Annotated in this window: 19 protein-coding genes; 11 read left to right on the forward strand and 8 right to left on the reverse strand. The window is 32.7% G+C overall.

Features of this window, described 5'->3' with window-relative positions; genetic code table 11:
* Positions 1 to 69 precede the first annotated feature (69 nt).
* Together ACJ6WR_RS23325 and ACJ6WR_RS23330 are read right to left on the reverse strand one after the other, a co-directional pair.
* A complete protein-coding gene (locus ACJ6WR_RS23325; RefSeq protein ID WP_039111952.1) occupies positions 70 to 969 on the reverse strand; it encodes a patatin family protein in 900 nt (299 codons plus the stop codon).
* Positions 970 to 1,100: 131 nt separating this feature from the next.
* On the reverse strand, positions 1,101 to 3,188 hold the full coding sequence (locus ACJ6WR_RS23330) for a M1 family metallopeptidase (protein ID WP_039111951.1): 2,088 nt from the start codon (positions 3,186 to 3,188) through the stop codon (positions 1,101 to 1,103).
* Positions 3,189 to 3,292: 104 nt separating this feature from the next.
* Between ACJ6WR_RS23330 and ACJ6WR_RS23335 the strand changes: the two genes are divergently transcribed.
* The 4 genes from ACJ6WR_RS23335 to ACJ6WR_RS23350 all read left to right on the forward strand — a co-directional run bounded on the left by ACJ6WR_RS23335 (position 3,293) and on the right by ACJ6WR_RS23350 (position 5,829).
* Positions 3,293 to 4,021 (forward strand): diphthine--ammonia ligase, encoded by a 729-nt coding sequence (locus ACJ6WR_RS23335; RefSeq protein WP_039111950.1) that lies wholly within the window; start codon positions 3,293 to 3,295, stop codon positions 4,019 to 4,021.
* Between the two features lie 180 nt (positions 4,022 to 4,201).
* Entirely contained in the window at positions 4,202 to 4,708 is a 507-nt protein-coding gene (locus ACJ6WR_RS23340; RefSeq protein ID WP_039111949.1) for a hypothetical protein, read from the forward strand.
* Positions 4,709 to 4,711: 3 nt separating this feature from the next.
* Entirely contained in the window at positions 4,712 to 5,401 is a 690-nt protein-coding gene (locus ACJ6WR_RS23345; protein ID WP_039111948.1) for an aspartyl/asparaginyl beta-hydroxylase domain-containing protein, read from the forward strand.
* A gap of 134 nt (positions 5,402 to 5,535) precedes the next feature.
* Complete coding sequence (locus ACJ6WR_RS23350; protein ID WP_240474667.1) at positions 5,536 to 5,829, forward strand: hypothetical protein; 294 nt, start codon at positions 5,536 to 5,538, stop codon at positions 5,827 to 5,829.
* Between the two features lie 13 nt (positions 5,830 to 5,842).
* Here the strand turns inward: ACJ6WR_RS23350 and ACJ6WR_RS23355 are convergent, their stop codons facing one another.
* The 3 genes from ACJ6WR_RS23355 to ACJ6WR_RS23365 all read right to left on the reverse strand — a co-directional run bounded on the left by ACJ6WR_RS23355 (position 5,843) and on the right by ACJ6WR_RS23365 (position 7,904).
* The gene (locus tag ACJ6WR_RS23355) at positions 5,843 to 6,394 is read right to left on the reverse strand and encodes a DUF1697 domain-containing protein (RefSeq protein ID WP_039111946.1); all 552 of its coding nucleotides are present in this window, start codon (positions 6,392 to 6,394) and stop codon (positions 5,843 to 5,845) included.
* A gap of 130 nt (positions 6,395 to 6,524) precedes the next feature.
* On the reverse strand, positions 6,525 to 7,304 hold the full coding sequence (locus ACJ6WR_RS23360) for a hypothetical protein (RefSeq protein WP_039111945.1): 780 nt from the start codon (positions 7,302 to 7,304) through the stop codon (positions 6,525 to 6,527).
* Between the two features lie 48 nt (positions 7,305 to 7,352).
* A complete protein-coding gene (locus ACJ6WR_RS23365; protein WP_131474452.1) occupies positions 7,353 to 7,904 on the reverse strand; it encodes an STM3941 family protein in 552 nt (183 codons plus the stop codon).
* A gap of 419 nt (positions 7,905 to 8,323) precedes the next feature.
* Here ACJ6WR_RS23365 and recG point away from each other — a divergent pair, with 419 nt between their 5' ends.
* The 6 genes from recG (at position 8,324) to ACJ6WR_RS23395 (ending at position 18,924) form a co-directional block, all read left to right on the forward strand.
* Positions 8,324 to 10,432 (forward strand): ATP-dependent DNA helicase RecG, encoded by a 2,109-nt coding sequence (gene recG, locus ACJ6WR_RS23370; RefSeq protein WP_039111943.1) that lies wholly within the window; start codon positions 8,324 to 8,326, stop codon positions 10,430 to 10,432.
* A gap of 950 nt (positions 10,433 to 11,382) precedes the next feature.
* Positions 11,383 to 12,444 (forward strand): efflux RND transporter periplasmic adaptor subunit, encoded by a 1,062-nt coding sequence (locus tag ACJ6WR_RS23375; protein ID WP_409416671.1) that lies wholly within the window; start codon positions 11,383 to 11,385, stop codon positions 12,442 to 12,444.
* A gap of 90 nt (positions 12,445 to 12,534) precedes the next feature.
* The gene (locus tag ACJ6WR_RS23380) at positions 12,535 to 15,633 is read left to right on the forward strand and encodes an efflux RND transporter permease subunit (RefSeq protein WP_039111941.1); all 3,099 of its coding nucleotides are present in this window, start codon (positions 12,535 to 12,537) and stop codon (positions 15,631 to 15,633) included.
* Positions 15,634 to 15,725: 92 nt separating this feature from the next.
* Positions 15,726 to 17,036 (forward strand): TolC family protein, encoded by a 1,311-nt coding sequence (locus ACJ6WR_RS23385; protein WP_039111940.1) that lies wholly within the window; start codon positions 15,726 to 15,728, stop codon positions 17,034 to 17,036.
* 27 nt (positions 17,037 to 17,063) lie between these two features.
* A complete protein-coding gene (locus ACJ6WR_RS23390) occupies positions 17,064 to 17,927 on the forward strand; it encodes a bestrophin family ion channel (protein ID WP_323491416.1) in 864 nt (287 codons plus the stop codon).
* Between the two features lie 73 nt (positions 17,928 to 18,000).
* Positions 18,001 to 18,924, forward strand: coding sequence for an AraC family transcriptional regulator N-terminal domain-containing protein (locus ACJ6WR_RS23395; protein ID WP_409416672.1), 924 nt, complete (start codon positions 18,001 to 18,003; stop codon positions 18,922 to 18,924).
* Positions 18,925 to 19,384: 460 nt separating this feature from the next.
* Here the strand turns inward: ACJ6WR_RS23395 and ACJ6WR_RS23400 are convergent, their stop codons facing one another.
* The 3 genes from ACJ6WR_RS23400 to ACJ6WR_RS23410 form a co-directional block, all read right to left on the reverse strand.
* Entirely contained in the window at positions 19,385 to 19,759 is a 375-nt protein-coding gene (locus tag ACJ6WR_RS23400; RefSeq protein WP_039112151.1) for a DUF779 domain-containing protein, read from the reverse strand.
* Between the two features lie 64 nt (positions 19,760 to 19,823).
* The gene (gene adhP / locus ACJ6WR_RS23405) at positions 19,824 to 20,843 is read right to left on the reverse strand and encodes an alcohol dehydrogenase AdhP (protein WP_409416673.1); all 1,020 of its coding nucleotides are present in this window, start codon (positions 20,841 to 20,843) and stop codon (positions 19,824 to 19,826) included.
* Positions 20,844 to 20,920: 77 nt separating this feature from the next.
* Positions 20,921 to 22,426: an aldehyde dehydrogenase family protein gene (locus tag ACJ6WR_RS23410; RefSeq protein WP_409416674.1), complete on the reverse strand. Its 1,506-nt coding sequence runs from the start codon at positions 22,424 to 22,426 to the stop codon at positions 20,921 to 20,923.
* Between the two features lie 276 nt (positions 22,427 to 22,702).
* Here ACJ6WR_RS23410 and pheT point away from each other — a divergent pair, with 276 nt between their 5' ends.
* The gene (pheT, locus tag ACJ6WR_RS23415; RefSeq protein WP_086895997.1) at positions 22,703 to 25,123 is read left to right on the forward strand and encodes a phenylalanine--tRNA ligase subunit beta; all 2,421 of its coding nucleotides are present in this window, start codon (positions 22,703 to 22,705) and stop codon (positions 25,121 to 25,123) included.
* The last annotated feature ends 41 nt before the right edge of the window (positions 25,124 to 25,164 follow it).

A 25,164-nucleotide genomic window follows, 5' to 3' on the forward strand; every position in this document is an offset into this window, starting at 1 on the left:
AGTGAATACTAACTTATTTAATTAAGTTCAATCTTTATTAATCTAAAATCTACATTCTAAAATCTAAAATCATCTATTATCACTCATAATTTCAGACTTATTCTGAGCATATTCATATCCTTCTTCCCACCACTTTTTCATTTCTTCTTTGTTAAAAATTAATGCGTTATTGGTTAGTTTTGTTGGTGTATAAAACAAGTTCAGTTTCACATTTTTGTTTTTCGCCAATAGTTTTCCAATAGCAATATCATGTTTCTCAACCTGATCTAGAGCAATTCGGAACAAATCTATCATTAACGAGAACGGATTTTTGCCAATTGTACTTTTTGTAGTGTTTACTTCAGTTTCCAGAATAACCACATCTATCTCGGTTGCACCACGATTTATGGCTTCACGTATTGGTACCAAACTTGAGAATCCTCCGTCTCCATATTCTGAGTTGTTTTTAGACACTAAACTCATAAACGGAATATAGTTACTTGATATCCAAATCCAATCGCAAAATTCATCGTAAGAACAATCTTTTATCGATTTATATTCAGCTTCATTTCGAGACAAGTTGGTAACCGTAACAACAACATCAGTTTTTAGTTTTTTTAGCTGATTAAATTCAGATAAAGACAAATGATCTTTGATGTATTTTTGCAATCTTTTGCTTTCGCCAAAAGTTCTTTTCCCTTTAAAAAACTGGCGTAATACATTAAAGTGATTTATGGTAACAATATCAATACCGCCTTTCTCTTTTACAACAAAAGGACTGATATTAAATATTTTATTCATGCTCACATTGGTGTAGATTCCATGGATTTTATCAATATTTCCAAGTGCCAAATGCGGAATAAGTAAACTTCCAGTAGATGTCCCTAGAAATAAATCGTATTCACATTTTTTTATTTGTAATAAATATTGTGCAACTCCTCCGGCAAAAGCTCCTTTGCTTCCTCCTCCTGAAATAACCAATGCTCTCATAAATGTATTGTAGTTTTTTTATCTGAAAGAAAATAGATAAAAGAAGCTAGAAAATAGACTAAACCTTTAATCTATTTCTTTCCTCTATCCTTTTCTTCTATTCTCTTTCTTCTATTCTCTTTCTTCTATTCTTACTCTTTCAACAAACGTTCTAATTGAAACTGTTCATTCGAGGACAAATTAGGCAAAATTCTTTCAAATGAAGTACGCATTTCACTATTTTTTAATAATAATCGAATGGTATCTCTACCAAATTTAGAAAATTGCCACATATGATGCGTTGTCGCATTTACTAAGTTTGTCAATACAATATCATTTGTTAATCGAAAATCTATTAATTTCTCTAAAGCATTTTGGCGCGTTGTTGCTTCATATTTAGGCGAAGAATATGCTATTAATTCATTAATTAAAACCTCTGGTTCTGTTGCGTAATTAGGTGTTGATAAAGCTAATGACAACCATAATGTTCTTAAATTATAGTCGTTAAATCCTATCCAGTTTTTCGATTTATTTAAATATTCGCTGCGACGAGAAGGAAAATTATTCCATAAATAAAACAATGCTATTTCCTGCGTTTGGTATGATCTATCGTCGAGTAAAGTCTCATATAGTGGTCTGAAATCTTCAGGGATTTTTGGCAAAGAAACAGCTACTTCTTGTCGAACTTGCAGGTTGTTTGTGTTTAAAGCCAGAATGAGTAATTGTTTTTTAGCTTCGTATTTTTCATTCTTGAGCTGGCTTACAATTGCTTTTTTAACTGTAAAATAAACATCGGATTGTAATGTTTTGATAAGAAAAGCTTCTTTTTCGGCTAAAGGTTTTTTACTAGCTTTATCAACTTCTAAGCGTATTTGAATTGCTTTATTTTTGCTCAACAATTCATTTGCTTGTTGGTTATTAAAAGCAGTTGTTTCTAGCCATATTTTAGAGAATTCTTTTAAATCATAATTGGATAGTTTTTTTATTTCTTCAAAAAAATCATTTGTATTTACAGTTTGAAATGCATATTTTTTCAAATAATTTTTGATCACTTTTTTGAATGTTTTATCGCCCAAAGCATCATGTAAAACAAATAATGCCCAAGCTCCTTTTTCGTAAAAAGTAAGCGAACTAGCTTTGGCATTCAAGACCGGAATTGTATCGGTTCTTGATGCATATTTTAATTGTTGTGCAGTATCGTATAATTTAGAATAAAAATAATCCTCACCATAAATTTCTTTCTCAGCAAGCAAAGCATAATAGGTTGCAAAACCTTCTTGCAGCCAATGATGCGTACTACTTTCGGCAGTAATTAAATTCCCAAACCAATGGTGCGCCAATTCGTGTGCGTTAACATTGGTGTATTTTCTATCTTCAAAACCTATAGAATCAACAACATATCTGGTAGAAAGCAAAGTAGCAGTCGTGTTCTCCATACCCGCATATATAAAGTCACGAACAGGAGCTTGCTTGTATATTTCCCAAGGGTACTTCACTCCTATTTCTTTCTCCAGAAAGTCAAAAATTTGTTTAGAATAGCGATAAGTTGGCTCAAAACGAGAGATATCATTATTTTCGATGTAGTATTCTAAAGGAATTCTAGATTTAGATTTGAGCTCTTTTTCTTCATATTTCCCAATGGCAAGCATTAGTAAATAAGAGCTCATAGGATTTTGCATTCGATATTGCCAAACAATAGAATTCCCATTTTCGAGTTTGTTTTTTAATAATCCGTTTGAGATAACTTTATAGTTTTTATCAAAAGTAATATTTAGGTTAAAAACTACTTTTTCATTTACATCATCAAAACTTGGGAACCAATTACTGGTATATCTTCCCTGTCCTTGTGTCCATACTTGTCCATTTACATCATCTGATTTATCACCTTGAGTGGAGTCGAAGTTACCGACAAAATATAATGCCTGTTTTGGCTTGGCTGAATAATTAAATGTAAGTGTGTGTTTTCCTTTTTGGAACGGAAAAATCAATTGTAATTGCTTGTTTGTATTAATAAATATAATTTCATTTCCGTTAATTTTTAAATTCGAAAACGACATGTTTTGAGCATCAATTTTTATAGTATCGATAGGTTTTAGAACATCAAAATCATATATCACATTTCCTGATAGTGATCTGTCTGCTGTATTGATAGTGATTTCCCCTAAAACTGATTTAAAATCGACATATTGGGTTTGTTGAGCAAAACTGAAAAGGGAAAAGAAAAAAAAGAGGTATTTCATTATTTGTTTTATTTGATGCAAAGGTCTCCAAAGTTACAAAGGATTGATGAACAAATCGAAGGAAATTTGTATGTTTACTTTCAGAAAATATTTAAACAATTCCTTTGAAAAAAATCGCCTTATTTAATTGGAGCAGCGGCAAAGACTCAGCTTTAGCATTATACAAAATACAACAAGAAAAAGAATTCGAAATAAATTGTTTACTTACAAGCGTCAACCAGCAGTTTCAGCGTATTTCGATGCATGGAGTTCGTGTAGAGTTATTAGAACAACAAGCAAAAAGTATTGGATTACCGCTAGAAATTATGCAAATTCCAGAAATGCCAACTATGGAAGTGTACGAAGAAGTAATGACTAAAACATTGGCTAAACTTAAAGATCAAGGTGTTAAATATTCTATTTTTGGAGATATATTTCTGGAAGATTTACGAAAGTACCGTGAAGATAAATTGGTAGATATTGGCTTTGAAGCCGTATTCCCGTTATGGAAAATACCAACAAAAGATTTAATTCAGGAATTTATATCTTTAGGTTTTAAAACAATAGTGGTTTGTGTAAACGAACGCTTTCTGGATAAAAGTTTTGTAGGTCGTGTAATCGATCAGAATTTTATAAATGATTTGCCAGATAATGTAGATGTATGTGGAGAAAATGGCGAATTTCATACCTTTACTTTCGATGGACCTATTTTTTCTGAACCAATACAATTTGAAATTGGAGAAATTGTACATCGAAAATATGAAAAACCTAAAACAGAATCTAGCGATACAGCTTGTGATACAAATGCAAGCGATGCTTTTGATTATGGATTTTGGTATTGCGATTTGATATAAACAGTAAGACATTAATTATTTTAACCATATAAGCAACGTAAGTAAATGTAAGTATAATCGAATCTGTGCAAACTTAAATGAACTTATATTACTTATATGGTTAGCTTTTTTTTTGTTACAGTCTTGGTTTTATGTATTCTAACTATATAACTCAATAATATTATTTTAAAAGTCATACAAATGCCTGTAAAAGAAAAGAGCTTAGAAATAGAGAAGATTTTATTTTTCTTGGACCAAATCGGAATTAAAGTTGTCGAAAAGGAATTAAATAACACTTTTTTACCAGGATTATCTTTAGGCTCAAATTGTATTTATATTGATTTTGAAAAATTATTATATCCAGGAGACATTCTACATGAAGCAGGACATCTGGCTGTAACTACCACAGCTGAAAGAGAATTAGTTGGCACAGATAAAATGGCCGCTAATTGGCCAACTGAAGGAGAAGAAATTGCAACAATCCTATGGTCTTTTGCCGCAGCAAAATATTTAAAATTACCAATAGAATTTGTGTTTCATCCTAATGGATACAAGAACGATTCAGAATGGTTAATTTCAAATTTTAACGATGAAAACTATATAGGTTTGCCTTTTCTTGAATGGGCAGGACTTACATTAGGAAAAGAACGAGCAACAAATGAAGGAAAAAAGGCATTTCCTACAATGATAAAATGGCTAAGAGAATAAATCATGGATAAATTAGTACGCTCTATAAAGTTTCCTCTTTTGTTTGATAAGGAAAAACTAAAAAATGATTTCCAGAAAATCATCGATAAAAACTGGATTGATCATTATAATACGAATGATTATTCAGGAAAATGGACTTCGATTGCTTTAATGTCACAAAGCGGAAAATCGGACGCTATCTATGCTTTTTCAAACAATGATGAAAAACTAGTTGCTACCGAAATATTAGATTCTTGCACCTATTTTAAAGAAATATTAGATGGTTTTTTATTCGAAAAAACAGCTGTTCGATTATTGCAATTAGCTGCTGGAGCTGAAATTAAACCGCATAGTGATAATTGTTTAGGATATGAAGATGATTCTTTTCGATTACATATTCCGATAATTACAAATAGCCAAGTCGAGTTTATCTTAGATGGTACTCGCTTAATTATGAATGAAGGAGAATGTTGGTATATAGATGCTAATTTTATTCATTCGGTTGCCAATCGTGGCACAGAAAACCGCATTCATCTTGTAATCGATGGGATAAGAAATGAATGGACTGATGCGATGTTTTATAAAGAGGCAGACAAAGACCAATTTGTAAAAGCTGCACCAGTAATGAGCGAAGAGCAAAAACAACTCATGATTGCCGAGTTAAAACGAATGAATACGCCAATGGCAGATGAGCTTATTAAAAATTTAGAGTAAGCCTAATTTAATTAAAAGAATAAACACAAGTGAATAAGTCAAATTTTAGAAAATTCGGAATAATAATTACCTTAATTATTGTCGCATTTTCATTCCAGAGTTGTTTAGTAAGTAGATGCCAAAGACCACAAATTATGGGCTATATCTATGACGAAACAACCCATACTCCTATCGAAAATTGTAACGTAGGAGAAAGCTTAACCAATGCAATGGGCTATTTTAATTTAAAAGAAATAAGATATTCTCAATTTACTTTTGTTGGTTATGAAGCACCACCATTACATGTTAATGAAGCTATTTACAAAGAGGGTTACGAAAAGAAATCTATAGATCTGCACAATCCTTTTGGTGGCGGAATGAGAAAAGGTGCCGTACATAATACTGATACTATTTATCTAAAAAAAGTATCGATTCAAATTTCTAAGTAAATACGTTTAGTTTTTAAACTTCTCTTTCTTCGTAAATTTTTAATAATTGAGTTACTGTATTCCAGTTTCTAATCGTTGCAGTTACGTTTAGTTTTTTCTCAATATATTTCTGGTCAAATCTGGTTTTTCCTGCTCCAACAGCGTATTTAATAAATATTCTGTTGCCATCAATACTAGCTTCGTCTGGCTTAAACTGACTTATTTTTAAATCATTTATACTATCACTTTTCAATGCTATCGAAATAAAAGCTACGTACAATTTTTTAATATCAGCGTCTTTTTCTTTTAAGAAAGGATTGTTCTTAAAACAAGCTTCTAAATCTTGTTTATTAATAACAACAATAGGTACTTCGTGTCCAAAGACTTTAAAAATTTCTTGTTTGATTACAAAGCCAACTTTGGATGCATTGTCTTCATCGGTATCTACAAATACATTTCCCGACTGAATATATGTTTGTACGTTCTTAAAACCAATAGCTTCAAGTGTTGTTTTTAGAGCTTCCATTTTTATCATGTTGTGTCCAGAAACATTGATTCCACGAAGTAATGCGAGATGAGTTGTCATTGTATTGATTTTATTTTTTCAAAGATAAAGATTCAATTATAATAAAAACCTAGAGTGATTTAAATTATCAAGATATCAGTAGTTTTTATAAATCTATTTAGAATCATAAAAACTACTGATATTATCTTTTTTATTTTGCTCGTACTATCGTTTCAAAATTTAAATCCATTGCAGCAGTATTATCAAGTATTGCTCCCAAATATTTTGGAGTCATTTTACCATTATGATCTTTATTGTACATGAAAAACTGCCCAAAATTGCCTCCTTTTAAATCTGTAAATTTCTTTACTTTATACTCTTTAGAATCGAATGCATCGGCATTAGAAGAAAGCTTATCCCATTCTGCTTTAGAAAAACTCATAGGAATCATTTCTTTACTACGAATAACATACATCGTATCAGCATCAATTCGTATCAGTTTCACTAATGCACCTTGTAACTGGCTATTTTCTTGAGACCATGTTGATTTGTAAATATCTCCAGATTGCGGATTAGTAATTAATGCAGCATACTCCTCAGACTTTTTCTCAATTGATTTGTTATTAATCTTACTATAACCTAATGCAATTAAAACGATTAATGGCAATACAATACAAAATGACCACGGGTATAATAACTGCCATAAAGTTCTTTTGTGATTATTTCTAATCTGATTAATCTCAGCTTCTATATTGGCTGAGTATTTTTTCTTTGCAAATACAGATGCATCAGGGTTTTTTAAAACTTCACCGCAATTGGTACAAACTACTCCTGTTTTTCGTCCCATTCCAAAGAAAGGGATAACCATAGAGATATAACGCACATACAATGTTAATTCAATACATCCATTTTTATTACATACGGGACAGATTTCATCTGAAATAATTTTTGAAGTTAAAGGCTTTGTTACAATTTCGTAAACGTAAATCATTTTGTTAATTAGTTTGGGGGTTATTAAATAGCAAATAATTGCTTAATCTTAGTTATTTGTATTCTTTGTTTTATCTATCATTTGAAAAATGTTTCTTTTTAATTCCGTAAGATCACAATTTAAAAGCCTTACATTTATCCATAATAAGACATTACCATTTTCATTGCAGTAAGTTTCTACTTTTTTACGGTACTTTTCATTTTTAATTTTATTTATATAAGTATCTGGTTGATGAACAATTATATTTAATACAGTTTCGTATTGTTCCTTTGTTTCAACACATCTTGTTATATCTTCCCAATTTACTACTCCAATTTCAATGAAATATTTTCCGTAAAAAATAATTCCTTTATGATTAAGTGTTATTTGTATTTCATTATTATCAAATAAACGCCCTTCTTTTATTGTATAAAAGAGCATTCCAATAATCACAAAAGGAGATAAAAACAGTATCTCTGGATGAAAATTTTGACCATCATAAAACTGTTTTGTATTATGCCATAACATCCAAACTGCAATTAAGAAGAGAGATAGACATAAAGCAAAACGGATTATAATTGTTTTTTTATTTAGGTAAATGTGGTAAGGAAGTCTTTGCATAATTTTTATTTCAGCAGTAATTTTATATTATAATTCTTCATCTCAAAAGTGTTGAGAAAAGAATTTATTATAGAATTAATTAGCTCTTCCTCTAGAGTTTTTCAAAAATAAGTATTTTATTTTGTATAAAAAACTTACTAAAAGAAACTTTTTTAAGAAATATATTCTTAAAATATTTGTTTTATAGAGTTGACTATTTATTTTATGAGATAGATAAATGATTCTTTCTTACTATAAATAAAAGCATTTAACTTTTTCAAAACAATTGTATTTTCTATTTTCCTAATTAAAATCTATCTTCGCTTTTTATAAATATTTAAAGATAAAATAGAAATTAAAAGATTTAATTATTGAAATATTTAAAGATAAAAAAGTTCGTAAATCTAAGAAGTCTAAAAATCTAATCGTCTAAATAAAGAATGTCTAATTATCTTCTTCAAACTCCTATCGAATACTTAAAAGGTGTTGGCCCTAATCGTGGCGAATTGCTGCGTAAGGAATTGGGGATTCATAAATATATTGATTTGGTTAATTTTTTTCCGAATAGATATATAGACAGAACGCGATATTATAAGATTAACGAATTACAGAATACTGCTGCCGAAGTTCAGATTGTTGGTAAAATCATCAATATAAAGACTGTTGAATTTGCCAAAAACAAGAAGCGGTTGGTTGCTACTTTTGTAGATGATACGGGACAAATAGACTTAAACTGGTTTCAGGGACATAAATGGATTCGTGAGAGTTTAAAACTCAACGAAGTTTGTGTGATTTTTGGGAAATGTAGTTTATACGGAAGTCAGTTTAGTATGTCGCATCCCGAAATTGAACTCATGAGCGAACACGAACAAAGCCTTCGCTCTGCAATGCAACCTGTTTATCCATCGACAGAAACCTTGGCTAATAGAGGGATTTCAAATCGTGTGATTAACAAACTCATGCAGCAATTATTTCTGGAAACACAGACTTTATTTACTGAAACACTTCCCGATTATTTGGTAAATGAGTTAAAACTGATTCCTAAAAAAGCAGCTTTATTCAATATACATTTTCCTAAAAGTGCCGATGCTTTGGCGAAAGCCCAATACCGATTAAAATTTGAAGAATTGTTTTTTATTCAGTTGCAACTGATAACTAAAAACCTAATTAGAAAGCATAAAATAAAAGGACATCCATTTGTAAAAGTAGGCGAATATTTTAATGTATTTTATCAAAATCACTTGCCTTTTGCACTTACAAATGCACAAAAAAGAGTAATCAAAGAAATACGTACCGATATGGGTAGTAATGCCCAAATGAATCGATTGTTACAAGGAGATGTAGGTTCAGGGAAAACTATCGTTGCGTTTATGAGTATGTTATTGGCGCTCGATAATGGTTTTCAGGCTTGCTTGATGGCACCTACAGAAATCTTAGCAAATCAGCATTTTGTGGGATTGTCAGAATTAGCAGCGACATTAGACATCAATGTAAAAATACTAACAGGTTCAACCAAAATTGCTGCCAGAAGAATAATTCATGAAGAATTAGAAAACGGTAGTTTACATATTTTAATCGGAACACACGCTTTGCTAGAAGACAAAGTAAAATTTAAAAACTTAGGTTTAGCTGTTATCGATGAGCAACACCGTTTTGGTGTAGAGCAACGTTCTAAATTATGGAAAAAGAACGAAATTCCGCCACACGTATTAGTTATGACTGCTACGCCTATTCCGCGTACACTGGCTATGAGTTTATACGGTGATTTAGATATTTCGGTAATCGACGAATTACCTCCAGGACGAAAACCAATCCAAACGGTTCATCGTTATGACAGTAACCGACTGAAAGTCTGGAAATTTTTGCGTGATGAAATTGCTCTAGGAAGACAAATTTATATTGTATATCCATTGATTCAAGAATCAGAAAAAATGGATTTCAAGGACTTGATGGATGGTTATGAGAGTATTTCTCGTGATTTTCCCCTACCTAATTATTCGATTTCTATCCTTCACGGAAAAATGAAACCAGCTGATAAAGATTCGGAAATGAAACGTTTCTCGGAAGGAAAAACGAATATAATGGTTGCTACAACCGTTATTGAGGTTGGTGTAAACGTACCGAATGCCAGTGTGATGATTATAGAAAGTGCCGAACGTTTCGGACTTTCACAATTACATCAATTACGTGGTCGTGTAGGTCGTGGTGCCGAGCAGAGTTATTGTATCTTAATGACTTCGCATAAACTAAGTTCGGATAGTAAAACCCGAATGGAAACTATGGTTCAAACCAATGACGGTTTCGAAATCGCCGAAGTTGACTTAAAACTTCGTGGTCCTGGTGATTTAATGGGAACGCAACAAAGCGGTGTACTTAATCTTCAAATCGCCGATATTGTTCGTGATCGTGATATTTTGGCTCTAGCCAGAAATTATGCTTTAAAAGTCCTAAAAGAAGACGCTCCATTGCAAAAACCTGAAAATGCAATCCTTAAAGCCATTTTCATCGAATTAACAAAGAAAAAGAATATCTGGAATTATATTAGTTGATTAAGTTGCTGAGACGCTAAGATACTAAGGTTCTGAGAAAAGTTCAAAGGTTCAGAGTTGCAAAGGAACAAAGGCTCTGAGGTTCTGAGATACTAAGATTTGAAGAAGATTCATCAGGATAAAGCTTTGCGAACTTTGCGTAAAACCTTGCGTTCTTTGCGGTAAATTTTACTGCAACGTAACTACAACAGAACCACAATATTAAGTATGTATGTAACACATAGTAAATACGCTACATATAAAATAGAGTAAATGCTCACTTTTTTTCTTAGCTTCTTTCTTAGATTGCCGAGCTACTTGCGGAGACCCTTCCTGCGTCAGGGAGACAAGTTTGTGGATGTATTTGGTAAAATTAACCGCAAGGGACGCAATCCCGAAGCATCGGGATATGCAATGTTCGCAAAGCTTGTTAAATTTTATTCTTATGAACCTTCTTAGAACCTCAGAACCTTTGCAACTTTGTACCTTTCTCAAAACCTTTGTACCTTCCTTAAAATTCTCGAGTTACTTGCGGAGACCCTTCCTTCGTCAGGGAGACAAGATTGGGGTTATATTGCGGCTACTTTTTGATTAACCTAGTTCTTCTCGTTTTTCTAATCTTAGTACCTCAGAACCTTTACAACTTTGCACCTTTCTTAAACCTTTGTACCTTTTTTAAACCTTAAAAAAAACCTTTTTTTATTATCCCTTTAAACCTTTCTTCAGGAATGGAGTCTTAATACAAATTTTTGAACTTATGTTTATTGTAAATCTTAGAAAATTAGAGGCTTTGTAACTCAGAACCTCTGTTTCTAGCATTGCCCTTTTGCATCTTATTTTAACGAAAATATTAATATTTGTACATACAATTGTTAAATAAAAAATAAGGTCATAGGTTTTCAATACAAAAAACTAAATTTGTGAATTCACTTAAAACCATAATCTATTAATTCTAGCTTTACCTAAATCTCATGAAAGTAAAAAACCTTGTATATGCCTTGCTAATAATCGGAATTGGCGGATTTATCGCTTATCGAATTGTTTCTAATAAAAATAAAAACGACGAATCTAAAGGTCAGAACGGTAAAAACAAAACCACAACAGTTTCGGGAGTTGTTGTAGACACTCAAACTTTTGATAATAATTTATCTTTATCCGGATCTATTGAAGCCAATGAGCAAGTAGAAATTCGTAGTGAAGTTTCGGGTATTGTCGAAGGAATTTATTTTAGTGAAGGAAGCAACGTAACCAAAGGTCAAGTTCTTTTTAAGGTAAATGATATAGAATTAAGAGCGCAATTAAGACAAGCGACTACTAAGGAAGGTTTGGCTGCCGAAAACGAAAGAAGAGCAAAGTTATTACTTCAAAAAGAAGCTATTAGCCAAGAAGAATATGAAGTTGCAAGAGCCGACCACGCTTCTGCGCAAGCACAAACCCAATTAATACGTGCTCAAATTGCAAAAACATCTGTAAAAGCACCATTTTCTGGAAAGATAGGATTACGATCAATTTCTCCGGGAACTTATATTACACCAACAATTTTGGTTGCTAAACTGGTTAATACAAGCAAATTAAAAATTACATTCTCGATTCCAGAGAAATACGCAAGTCAGGTAAGAAACAATTCTATTATTACTTTTACGGTTTCTGGGTCTGAGACTCAATATACGGCTAAAGTTTACGCAATAGAGCCTGAAGTTGCTGTAGAAACAAGAACGCTTCAGATTAGAGCTATCGCCGAAAATAAAGATGGCAAATTATTCCCTGGAACATTTGCTGATGTAAAATTACCATTAGATATTATAAAAGATGCAATTGTGGTTCCTACGGAAGCTATTGTACCTGTACAAAACGGAAAAAAAGTCTTTATTTCTAATTTTGGCAAAGCCAAAGAAGTAATGGTAGAAACGGCTACAAGAACAGATGCGTCTATCTTGATTTTATCAGGTTTAAAAAAGGGAGATACTGTTATAACTAGCGGTGTAATGGCATTAAAAAATGACGATCTCATTAAAGTAAAAGTGAAAAAATAGAGATTTTGAATTATTTAATAATCTTAATCAATTTTCATTATTTTAAAATCTAATCCTGATAGTTATCGGGACTAAAATCATAAATCTCATATGAGTTTATCAACCACAAGTATAAGAAGACCAGTATTAACAATTGTATTAAATCTTGCAATTGTATTGTTTGGTCTTATTGGATATAGCTTTTTAGGCGTAAGAGAGTTTCCGTCTATTGATCCGGCACAAGTTTCTGTACGTACTAATTATACAGGAGCAAATTCAGACATTATAGAATCTCAAATTACTGAACCTCTTGAAAAAGCAATTAATGCGATTGACGGAATTAGAAACATTACTTCGTCGAGTGTACAAGGAAGTAGTAATATTACAATCGAGTTTAATCTAGATAAAAATCTAGAAGAAGCGGCAAACGATGTTCGTGATAAAGTATCACAAGCCGTTAGAAGTTTACCTCAGGATATAGATGCTCCGCCTGTTGTTTCTAAGGCTGATGCCAATGGAGAATCTATAATTTCGATGACAGTTCAAAGTGATACACGAAGTGCGCTTGAACTGAGTGATTATGCAGAGAATGTTATTTCGCAGCGATTAGAAACAATTCCAGGAGTAAGTGCAGTTCAAATTTGGGGACAAAAACGTTACGCCATGCGTTTATGGATTGATCCTATAAAACTAGCTGCGTATGGTTGTACAGTATCAGAAGTTCGTAATGCCTTAAATGCACAAAATGTTGAGTTACCTTCTGGAAAACTAACAGGAAACAATACAGAACTTACAGTAAAAACGGTTGGAAATTTATCTAAACCTGAAGAGTTTAATAATATTATTATTCGTTCAGAAGGCGAAAAAATAGTTCGCTTTAGCGATGTTGGTAATGCCGAATTGGGTCCTGAAAATACCGAAACAAAATTGAGCCAATCGGGACTTCCTATGATTGGTCTTGCGATTGTGCCTATGCCAGGAGCTAATTACCTTGATATCTCCAAAGAATTTTATAAAAAATACGATGCCTTAAAGAAAGATTTACCTAAAGATATTAAGCTTGATATTGCGATAGACAGTACACTTTTTGTAAAAAAATCTGTCTTGGAAGTTGCCGAAACATTATTGATATCGATTGTTCTAGTTATCTTGATTATCTTTTTGTTTTTTAGAGATTGGGCAATCGCATTTAGACCTTTAATAGATATTCCAGTTTCCTTGATAGCAACATTTTTTATCATGTGGCTTTTTGGATTCTCAATAAACGTATTAACATTACTTGCAATTGTTTTGGCAACGGGACTTGTGGTCGATGACGGAATTGTGGTAACAGAGAATATCTTTAAGAAAGTCGAAGAAGGAATGTCGCCTATTGAAGCAGCAATTAAAGGATCTAATGAGATTTTCTTTGCTGTAATTTCTATTTCGATAACGCTTGCTGCAGTATTCTTACCAGTAATCTTTTTAGAGGGATTCGTTGGTCGATTGTTTCGAGAGTTTGGTGTCGTCATTGGAGCGGCAGTATTAATTTCGGCTTTTGTGTCCTTGACTTTAACACCTATGTTAAATGCTTATTTAATGAAGGGTGGCGAACAAAAGAAATCGAATTTTTATCTTAAAACAGAACCTTATTTCGAAAGTTTAAATAAAGGATATGCTGATGCTTTAACCCGTTTTATGAAAAGAAAATGGTTGAGCTTTCCTATTATTGCCATTTGTTTTGGATTAATTTATCTGTTCTTCAGTATTTTACCAAAAGAAACTGCTCCTTATGATGATAGAAGCGCATTAGTTTTAAGTGTAACAACTCCCGAAGGCTCTTCATACGAATATACAGATCGTTTTATGCAAGAGTTAGGACAACTTATTGATGACTCCATTCCGGAGAAAAAAGTAAGTTTGGTAATCACTTCACCAGGTTTTGGATCATCATCTGTAAACAGCGGTAGAGTTAGGATTGCACTTAAAGAACCAAACGAAAGAACCCGTTCTCAAAAAGAAATTGCAGAGAAATTAACAAAATGGACAAAAAAATATTCTGAAGCAAAAACCTCGGTAACAGAGCAGCCTACAATTGCTGTAAATAGACGTGGAGGATTGCCAATACAGTATATTATTCAGGCACCAACCTTCGAAAAACTACGAGAAAAAATTCCGTTGTTTATGGACGAAGCCAATAAAAATGATACTTTTTCGGTTACAGATGTGAACTTAAAATTTAATAAACCCGAAATTAATGTAAGTATCGATCGTGAAAAAGCCGAAAGTTTAGGTATTTCTATTATCGATATTGCACAAACATTACAGCTTTCTTTAAGTGGACAACGTTTTGGATATTTTATTAAAAACGGAAAACAATATCAGGTAATTGGACAATTTGACCAAAAAGACCGTTCGAAACCATTGGATTTAACTTCGATGTTTGTAAAAAACAAAAAGGGGCAATTAATCCAAATGGATAACGTAGTTACGATTGAAGAACAAAGCAATCCGCCACAATTGTATCATAATAACAGATATATGTCGGCTACAGTTTCGGCTGGTTTAGCTCCAGGCAAAAGTATTAGCGACGGTATCGATGCTATGAACGAGATAAAAGCTAAAGTTCTGGATGATACTTTTACAACTGATTTAGGTGGAGAATCGCGAGATTTTGTGGAGAGTAGTTCGAATACTTCATTTGCATTTGGATTGGCTTTATTATTAATCTTCTTGATATTATCGGCTCAATTTGAAAGTTTTATAGATCCGTTTATTATCATATTAACTGTGCCAATGGCAGTTGCTGGAGCATTATTCTCTTTATGGTTATTTAACCAAACTTGGAATATCTTTAGCCAGATTGGTACCGTAATGCTTATTGGTCTTGTTACCAAGAATGGTATCTTAATTGTGGAGTTTGCCAACCAATTACGAGAACAAGGCAAGCCAAAATTAGAAGCAATACTAGAAGCTTCAGAAGCGCGACTTAGACCAATCTTAATGACGAGTTTGGCTATTGCATTAGGAGCATTACCAATTGCAATGTCTCTTGGAGCAGCTTCTACAAGCCGTATAGGTATGGGAGTTGTAATTGTGGGAGGAACAATTTTCTCCTTAGTACTTACTTTATTTGTAATTCCTGCCATGTATTTAATGTGGTCTAAAGCACGTAAACATTACCCTGAGTTTGATCATATCGAAGAATATGAAAGAGATAGTAATAAATAATCTCAAAACTCACTTTAAATAAAAATAGGAACCACAAATCGCTTTTAAACAAAAATTTAATGGCTGATTTGTGGTAATAAAAATAAAAAATGATGTACACTAAAACTCTATTTAAATGCTTGGTTTTGTTTCTTTTTTGTATTGCAAAAAGCAATGCACAAGAAGTTCTTACCATAGAAAACGCAGTAAAAATAGCATTAGACAATAATTTTGAAATAAAAATTGCGTCAAATAATTTAAAAATTAGCGAGACCAATGCTACAATAGGAAATGCAGGGATGTTACCAACAGTAACAGCTACTGTTGTAGATAATAACAGCATACAAAATAGCTCGCAAACACGCCAGGACGGAACATCAACTTCATTGAACAACGCAAAAAACAACAGTTTAAATTACGGTGTGGGATTAGACTGGACGATATTTGATGGTATGAGAATGTTTGCTCAATTAGATCAACTTAAAGAACTTCAGAAATTAGGTGATGCCGAATTGCGACGTACCATTTTAGTAAAAGTAGGACAGGTTAATTCTACTTACTACGATTTGGTTCAGCAACAACAACAATTAGCAGCATTAGATACTACGATTGTAATTTCTAAGCAAAGGTTGACTTTGGCACAAAACCGATTTACTATTGGAAAAGCTTCAAAATTAGAGGTATTAAATGCTCAGGTAGATTTAAACACAGATCAGGTTACATTATTGAGACAGAAAGAATCATATGCAAATGCCAAGATATTATTAAATCAAATTTTAGCTCGAGATTCTAAAATTGATTTCAGGGTTATGGATGATGTTACGGTAGATAATACATTGATTTTGGATAATTTATTAGAATTAGCCAAGAAACAAAATCCACAATTAGAATCGCAAATTATTAATTTAAGAATTGCCGAATTACAATTAAAGCAAGTAAAAGCAAATCGCTATCCTACTGTAAAATTAAATACAGGATATAATTTTTCTGAAAGTCATTCTAGTTTAGGATTTACAAGTGAATCAACTTCCCGAGGATTAAATTATGGTTTTAGCGCATCTTTAAACGTATTTGATGGTTTTAATCAACATAGAAATGAAAAAACGTCTAAGCTTGAAATTGAGAATACTAAATTTGCTTTAGAACAACAAAATCAAGTATTGAGTACGCAATTAGCAACGGCTTATCAAACATATTTAACAAATTTGGAGTTGATAAATCTTGAAGAAAATAACGAAGTAATAGCTAAACAAAACTTAGATATTACACTAGATAAATTCCGTATAGGAACTATTACAACACTTGAGTTTAGAACAGCTCAGCTTAATTATGTAAATGCAAAAGTGCGCTACAGCAATGCACAATTTGAAGCAAAATTATCTGAAATTGCATTAAAAGAATTAGCCGGAAATATTAGTTTTTAAACTAAATTTGTTTCAAACATATAGCAAATGATATCATACAATACGAAAGACTGGTTTACTTTTATTTTTCATTTTCATAAATCAGATACTGTTAGGAAGTTGTTTCCTATCATGATTGCTATTGCAATATACGCGTCAACTGTTGGTTATCTTGAAATTTATTATTTTAAAATAACTAAAAACGATTATGTTCAGAATATTCCAATTATGCACGGAATGTTAGGTTTTGTAATTTCGTTACTATTAGTTTTTAGGACAAATACGGCATATGATCGCTGGTGGGAAGGAAGAAAGTTATGGGGAAGTCTTGTAAATAATAGCCGAAATCTTGCTATTAAACTTTCGGCTATGCTAAAAGATGAAAATGATAGAAAATTTTTCAGAAAATTCATTCCGCTATATGCTGATATTTTGCATAAGCATTTGCATGATTCAGAAACAAGTAAACAACTTTTTGAAGACGTAGATTTAGAAATAGATCACCACAAACACAAGCCAAATCAGGTAAAGAGAATCATATTTCATAAAATAAATGATTTATACGATGCTAAAAAAATATCTGGTGAACAACTCATTATTTTAAATGATGAATTGCAAGCGTTTACAGATGTTTGTGGAGCTTGCGAAAGAATTAAAAACACGCCTATTCCCTACTCTTACAGTGCGTTTATCAAAAAATTCATTTTCTTTTACATTATGACTTTGCCTTTTGGTTATTCTATTAGCTTAGGGTATTATGTTGCTCCTGTAGTTGTTTTTGTTTTTTATGTATTGGCAAGTTTGGAGCTTATTGCAGAGGAAATTGAAGATCCGTTTGGTGATGATGAAAATGATTTACCGACCAAAAAAATAGCCGAAAACATTAAGAAACATGTCGAAGAGTTGATTTAATTAAACGTTAAATCTACTCTTCTTATAATTATTTTGCTTAAATTTAAAGTTCCGTCTTAAAATTTAAAAAGCAATGAATAATCAACGTTATTTAATCAATCCACTTCAACTATCAAAAGAGAAATCGTTAAAAACTCTTGTAGAAAACAGGACAATTTATAACTTGAATCATTGTGAGTTAAATATTTTCGAAACATACGAATCATCTACTTTAGTTCCTTTAAAGTTTGATGATTTGGTTGTTACAAGTATGTTGAGAGGAAAAAAAATAATGCATCTCTTTGATGATCCCGAATTTGATTATTTACCAGGAGAAACTGTTGTAGTTCCTGCAAATGTAGAAATGAAAATCGATTTTCCAGATGCTACAAGAAACAACCCTACACAATGTTTGGCTCTGGCAATTGAGCAATCTAAAATTATAGACACTTTAAATTTCTTAAACGAGCGATATCCAAAAGAAGGAAAGGATATGTATTGGCAATTAAATTATCAGAATTATTTCTTTTATAATAATGTCGATATGGCTACTACAATCAATAAGCTTATAAAAGAATGTATGAGCACCTCGATAACCAAAGATGTTTTGGCAGATTTGACCTTGAAAGAATTATTGATTCGAATAATACAAACTCAAACGGTAAAATCTATTGATGAAGGAACTGTAATTCAAGCAAATAATCCAATAAAAGAGGTTACAGAATTCATCAAGCAGAATTTAAAGGAAAACATGAATTTAAAAAGCCTGAGTGATAAAGCGTGTATGAGTACAGCTTCGTTCTATCGTTTTTTTAAGAGAGAACTAGGAATGAGTCCGATAGAATATATATTGAATGAGAAAATAAAATGTGCCAAAAATTTATTGAAGAATCCTTCCATACAAATTAATGAAGTTTGCTATTTATCAGGATTTGGAGACGCTAATTATTTCATCCGATTATTTAAAAAATATGAAGGTATTACACCAAAGCAATATCAGTTGTTGTTTATTAATTAGTCTTTTAAGGTACAAAGGCTCTGAGGTACTAAGGTTCTGAGAAAAGGTGCAAAGAGGCAAAGGTTCTGAGGCGCTAAGGTTTCTTATAGAAACGGGAACCAATCTATCTTGTTATAAAGAAATTTTAGTGATACATAACCACAAACTTGTCACCCTGACGTAGGAAGGGTCTCCACAAGTAGCTCGAGAATTTAAGGAAGGTACAAAGTTACAAAGGTTCTAAGGTTAAAAAAAAGGTGCTAAGAGACAAAGGTTCTGAGGCGCTAAGGTTTCTTATCGAAACGTGAACCATCTATCTTGTTATAGAAAAACTTTCCCACAATACAACCACAATCTTGTCACCCTGACCTAGGAAGGGTCTCCGCAAGTAGCTCGACAATTGTTATGCAAAAAAAAGACGCACTGCTGTGCGCCTCCTACGGAAAACCTTTGAACCTTTGTCCCTCAGAACCTTAGTACCTCATGAAATAATTCTAATCGGTTCCAAATCTTTCTCCTCATCTTCAGTGAAAATTCGGTATTCTATCTGGAATGTTTTCTTTAATGGTGTTTCCAATGAAAATCCGCCCACGCCAAAAGCATCAATTACATTGAGAGTAAAATGGGCATGTTTCCAATATTCGAATAAATCTTTGTCTACCCAAAATTCTGTATCTTCGATTGTACCAATACATACATCTCCCATTCGTTGGTAAAAACCTCCTTTTTCAAAGCATTGCGGTTGTGTACCTTCACAACATCCTCCGGCTTGATAAAACATTAAATCACCGTGTTTTTCTTTTAATATATTTATCAATTCTATGGCTTTATCTGTGGCATCGATTCTTTTTATCATGATTTTGTATTTAAAAAAAGCAACAAACTTTATAATTATAAAGTTTGTTGCTTTCATGATTTAATTATGGTTTTGCAATCTCAAGTACTACCCTACCCTCAATTTGTCCTTTTTTCATTTTGTCAAAAACATCATTGACATCTTCTAATCTTGCGGGAGTAATTGTTGCTTTTACTTTTCCTTCTACAGCAAATTCTATTGCTTCTTTCATGTCTTTACGTGTACCTACAATCGAACCGCGAATTGTAATTCTGTTTAAAACAGTATCAAAGATTGATAAATCAAAGTTTCCTGGAGGAAGACCGTTAAGAGCCATTGTACCTTTTCGTCTTAAAGTTTCAAGTCCTTGCTTGAATGCTATTGGAGAAACGGCGGTTATTAATGCCCCATGCATTCCACCAACTTCCTTTTTTAAGAATTCTCCAGGATTTTGATTTTTTGCGTTTACTACTAAATCGGCTCCAAGTCTTTTAGCCAAATCAAGTTTATCATCAGCAACATCTATTGCTGCAACATGCATTCCCATTGCTTTGGCGTATTGTACAGCAACGTGACCTAATCCTCCAATTCCTGAAATTGCTACCCATTCTCCTGGTTTAACCTCAGTTTCTTTAAGTCCTTTGTACACCGTTACTCCAGCACAAAGTATGGGAGCCATTTCCATAAAATTGACATTTGATGGTAAAAGTCCAACATATCTTGCATCGGCAATTACATATTCGGCAAACCCACCATCTACACTATAACCACCATTTTGTTGCGTATCGCATAAGGTTTCCCAACCTGTAATACATTGATCACATCCTCCACAGGCACTATAAAGCCATGGTACGCCAACAGCATCGCCTTCTTTTACATTTTTTACATCCTGACCTAGCGCAACAACATAGCCCACGGCTTCATGTCCTGGAATTAATGGCATTTTGGGTTTTACGGGCCAATCCCCTTCTATGGCGTGTAAATCGGTATGACAAACTCCGCTTGCAATGACTTTTACAAGGATTTCGTTTTTACCTGGTCGCTTAACTTCGACTTCTTCAATCTTCAAAAGAGAACCAAATTCTCTTACAACTGCGGCTTTCATTGTTTTTGGCAACATAATTTTATTTATTTGCAAGAGCAATAATTAATAGTTTATTGCTCTTTGGTTTATACAATTCTTTAAAAGAAACCTAATTTCTTTTTATCATAAGAAATCAACATGTTTTTGGTTTGGCGGTATTGCCCCAACATCATTTTGTGATTTTCGCGACCTATTCCGGATTGTTTGTAACCTCCAAATGGTGCGCCTGCAGGATAAGAATGGTACTGATTTATCCAAACACGACCGGCTTGAATTGCTCTCGGAACCTGATAAATTTCGTGTGCATCACGTGTCCAGACTCCCGCGCCTAAACCGTACATTGTATCATTTGCAATAGCAATAGCTTCTTCGGTAGTTTTAAAAGTAGTAACAGCTAGAACTGGTCCGAAAATTTCTTCCTGAAAAATTCTCATTTTATTATTTCCTTTAAACAAAGTTGGCTTAATGTAATAACCACCTTCTAAGTCTCCTCCCAGGTTATTTTCTACACCACCAGTAAGTAATTCTGCGCCTTCTTCTTTTCCTAATTTTATATAAGAAAGGATTTTTTCTTTTTGCACTATCGAAGTCTGTGCACCAATCATGGTTGTTTTATCCAGTGGATTTCCAGCAATAATCGCCTCAGTTCTTTCGATTACTCTTTTAATAAATTTATCATAGATATCTTCATGAACTAATAATCGTGAAGGGCATGTACAGATTTCTCCTTGGTTCAATGCAAATAAAACAGCTCCTTCTATGGCTTTATCAAAGAAATCATCGTCATGATCGGCAATAGATGGGAAGAAAATATTTGGTGATTTTCCGCCTAATTCTAATGTAACCGGAATAATATTTTCGGTAGCATATTGCATTACTAATCGTCCTGTTGTTGTAGAACCTGTAAACGCTGCTTTAGAAACTTTTTTATTGGTAACTAACGGACGCCCTAGTTCGGCACCAAAACCATTTACAATATTTAAAACTCCTGGAGGAAGAATGTCTCCTATAAGTTCCATTAATACTAATATAGAAATCGGTGTGCTCTCGGCAGGTTTTAAAACAATTGTATTTCCCGCTGCAAGTGCCGGAGCTATTTTCCAAATTGCCATTAATATCGGGAAATTCCAAGGAATAATTTGAGCAACTACCCCTAATGGTTCGCTTAATGCGATAGAAACTGTTTGTGAATCTAGTTCGGCAATCGAACTTTCTTCGGCACGGATTACTCCTGCAAAATATCTGAAATGATCTATTGCCAATGGAATATCGGCTGCTAAGGTTTCACGGATTGGTTTTCCGTTATCAATTGTTTCTACAGTTGCAATATATTCTAGATTGTCTTCTATTTTTTGAGCAATCTTATTTAGTAAAATACTACGCTCTGTTACTGAGGTTTTCCCCCAGGTTTTAAATGCTTCATACGCTGTATCTACAGCCAGATCAATATCTTCTTTGCCAGAATGGGCTGCTTTTGTAAAGACTTTACCATCTATTGGAGAAAGCACATCAAAATATTCTCCTTTTATAGGTGCTACAAATTTTCCACCAATGTAATTATCGTATTTTGCCTTAAAGTCAGGTCTTTTTGCTAGAGTACTCATAAAAATATTTTTTTTGGATTCATTTCAAATTTACTTTCATTCTCTTGTAAAGAATAGCACAATTCATTCATCTGATAGCACAAAAAATGCAGATTCTCTTTTATAACTAAAATTTAATACTCTATTAGTAAAATATTACCATAAAAAATAAAGTATATTCAAAAAATATTGATTTATAATAAAGTAAAAACAGCTGTAAAAAACCAAATAAATTGTTTCCTACTACAATGTGCAATCCTTATATTTGTAAACTTATTCAAGAATAATATTACTCAAATGAAAATATCTTACAACTGGTTAAAACAATTCATTAAAATAGATTGGAAATCCGAAGAAACATCTGCTTTGCTTACTGACCTTGGTCTTGAAGTAGAAGTGGTTGAAAAATACCAATCGATAAAAGGAGGATTAGAAGGTATTGTTGTTGGACATGTATTAACCTGTGTACAGCACCCTGATGCTGACCGATTAAAAGTTACAACTGTAGATTTAGGTTTAGAACATCCTGTACAAATTGTATGTGGGGCAGCTAATGTTGCTGCTGGACAGAAAGTGCCAGTTGCTACTATTGGTACTGTTTTATACGATAAAAACGGAGAATCTTTTACTATCAAAAAAGGAAAAATACGCGGACAGGAAAGCCACGGTATGATTTGCGCCGAAGACGAATTAGGTTTAGGAACTGGTCATGATGGAATTATGGTCTTAGACGAAGCTTTGAAACCAGGAACTCCTGCAGCAGAAGTTTTTAATATAGAAAATGACGAAGTTTTCGAAATAGGATTAACTCCTAACCGTGCCGATGCAATGAGCCATCTTGGTACTGCACGTGATTTACGTGCGGGATTATTACAAAGTGGTGTAAACGTAGAATTAATTACTCCATCGGTTAGTAATTTTAGAGTTGACATGCGAACTTTAAAAATTGATGTTAATGTCGAAGAACCATCTTTGGCACCTAGATATTGTGGTGTTACTATTTCTGGAATTACAATAAATGAATCTCCGAGCTGGTTGCAAAACAGATTAAAAGCTATTGGGATTACTCCAAAAAATAATATTGTTGATGTTACAAACTATGTGCTACATGAATTAGGGCAACCTTTGCATGCATTTGATGCTAGTAAAATCAACGGAAAAATAATTGTAAAAACGCTTCCAGCAGGTACTAAATTTGTAACACTAGATGATGTTGAAAGAACTTTGCACCAGGAAGATTTAATGATTTGTGACGAAAAAGGTCCGTTGTGTATTGCAGGGGTTTTTGGAGGGAAAAAATCTGGTGTAACAGATACAACGACTTCTATATTTTTAGAAAGTGCTTACTTTAATCCTGTAAGCGTTCGTAAATCGGCTAAAAGACATCAATTAAATACAGATGCGTCTTTTAGATTTGAAAGAGGTATTGATCCATCTATTACTGCGTATGCATTAAAACGTGCTGCTTTATTGATAAAAGAAATTGCTGGAGGAGAAATAACTTCTGATATTGTTGAGATTTACCAAAAGAAGATTGAAGATTTCTCTGTGTTTTTAAATTTCAGCCATGTTTCAAAAATTATTGGACAAGAAATTCCAAAAGATACCATTAAAAAGATATTAGTATCTCTGGATATTAAAGTTAATAGTGTTTCTGAAGCTGGTTTAGGATTAACAATTCCTGCTTACCGTGTAGATGTGCAACGCGAAATTGATGTTATCGAAGAAATCTTAAGAGTTTACGGATATAACAATATTAATTTCTCTAAAAAATTCAATGCGACTGTTGCAAATTCGCCAAGAACAGAAGATTATAAAGTACAAAATAGTATTGCAGCTCAACTGAATTCACAAGGTTTTCATGAAATGATGGCCAATTCATTAACAACAGCTGCTTATGCTAATCTTTCGACACTATTAAAAGAAGAGCATAATGTGACTATATTGAATCCATTAAGTAATGATTTATCAGTAATGCGTCAATCATTATTGTTTTCAGGATTAGAAGCAATCTCATATAATGTCAACAGAAAAAACTCAGATTTAAAATTATTTGAATTTGGAAAATCATACCATAAATTTCTTAATGGTTATGAAGAACATAAACACCTTACTTTGTTTATTACTGGAAACAGAAATAAAGAGACTTGGACTAATGGATTACAATCTACAGATTTCTTTTTATTAAAAGGATATGTAAAAGGTGTAATCTCTAGATTAGGAATTGATAAAATCCTTAATATTCCAACACAATCAGATGTGTTTTCTGAAGGTGCTGCCATTGGATATGGTCATGATACTTTGGTTGAAATGGGAGTGGTAAAAAAATCAATCTTAAAGCACTTCGGAATAAAACAAGAAGTTTTTTATGCTGATTTTAACTGGGATTTAATTTTGAAAATAATTACAGGTAAAATAAAATATACCGAAATTCCGAAATATCCAGAAGTACGCAGAGATTTAGCTTTATTAATTGATAAAAATGTTACTTACGATAGTATTTACAATCTTGCTAAGCAAACAGAAAAATCTTTATTAAAAGATGTAAATCTATTTGATGTGTACGAAGGTAAAAACCTTCCTGAAGGCAAGAAATCATACGCGTTAAGCTTTACCATTCAGGATAACACAAAAACGCTTACAGATGCTCAAATTGATAAAATCATGAGTAAATTGCAACAAAACTTTGAAACTGAACTTGGGGCAACCTTACGATAGTTAAAAGTTGAATTATAAAAGAAATCCGCTAGAAAGAATAT

It is taken from the genome of Flavobacterium sp. PS2, assembly GCF_046250155.1.
GTDB lineage: Bacteria > Bacteroidota > Bacteroidia > Flavobacteriales > Flavobacteriaceae > Flavobacterium.

Excerpts from the sequence above, each read along its gene's own strand:
- ACJ6WR_RS23360 (WP_039111945.1), bottom strand. The coding sequence starts at position 7,304 with ATGATTTACGTTTACGAAATTGTAACAAAGCCTTTAACTTCAAAAATT.
- ACJ6WR_RS23325 (WP_039111952.1), bottom strand. The coding sequence starts at position 969 with ATGAGAGCATTGGTTATTTCAGGAGGAGGAAGCAAAGGAGCTTTTGCC.
- ACJ6WR_RS23340 (WP_039111949.1), top strand. The coding sequence starts at position 4,202 with ATGCCTGTAAAAGAAAAGAGCTTAGAAATAGAGAAGATTTTATTTTTC.
- ACJ6WR_RS23355 (WP_039111946.1), bottom strand. The coding sequence starts at position 6,394 with ATGACAACTCATCTCGCATTACTTCGTGGAATCAATGTTTCTGGACAC.
- adhP (WP_409416673.1), bottom strand. The coding sequence starts at position 20,843 with ATGAAAGCCGCAGTTGTAAGAGAATTTGGTTCTCTTTTGAAGATTGAA.
- ACJ6WR_RS23375 (WP_409416671.1), top strand. The coding sequence starts at position 11,383 with ATGAAAGTAAAAAACCTTGTATATGCCTTGCTAATAATCGGAATTGGC.
- ACJ6WR_RS23390 (WP_323491416.1), top strand. The coding sequence starts at position 17,064 with ATGATATCATACAATACGAAAGACTGGTTTACTTTTATTTTTCATTTT.
- ACJ6WR_RS23385 (WP_039111940.1), top strand. The coding sequence starts at position 15,726 with ATGTACACTAAAACTCTATTTAAATGCTTGGTTTTGTTTCTTTTTTGT.
- ACJ6WR_RS23380 (WP_039111941.1), top strand. The coding sequence starts at position 12,535 with ATGAGTTTATCAACCACAAGTATAAGAAGACCAGTATTAACAATTGTA.
- ACJ6WR_RS23365 (WP_131474452.1), bottom strand. The coding sequence starts at position 7,904 with ATGCAAAGACTTCCTTACCACATTTACCTAAATAAAAAAACAATTATA.
- ACJ6WR_RS23345 (WP_039111948.1), top strand. The coding sequence starts at position 4,712 with ATGGATAAATTAGTACGCTCTATAAAGTTTCCTCTTTTGTTTGATAAG.
- pheT (WP_086895997.1), top strand. The coding sequence starts at position 22,703 with ATGAAAATATCTTACAACTGGTTAAAACAATTCATTAAAATAGATTGG.
- ACJ6WR_RS23395 (WP_409416672.1), top strand. The coding sequence starts at position 18,001 with ATGAATAATCAACGTTATTTAATCAATCCACTTCAACTATCAAAAGAG.
- ACJ6WR_RS23410 (WP_409416674.1), bottom strand. The coding sequence starts at position 22,426 with ATGAGTACTCTAGCAAAAAGACCTGACTTTAAGGCAAAATACGATAAT.
- ACJ6WR_RS23330 (WP_039111951.1), bottom strand. The coding sequence starts at position 3,188 with ATGAAATACCTCTTTTTTTTCTTTTCCCTTTTCAGTTTTGCTCAACAA.
- ACJ6WR_RS23350 (WP_240474667.1), top strand. The coding sequence starts at position 5,536 with ATGGGCTATATCTATGACGAAACAACCCATACTCCTATCGAAAATTGT.
- recG (WP_039111943.1), top strand. The coding sequence starts at position 8,324 with ATGTCTAATTATCTTCTTCAAACTCCTATCGAATACTTAAAAGGTGTT.
- ACJ6WR_RS23400 (WP_039112151.1), bottom strand. The coding sequence starts at position 19,759 with ATGATAAAAAGAATCGATGCCACAGATAAAGCCATAGAATTGATAAAT.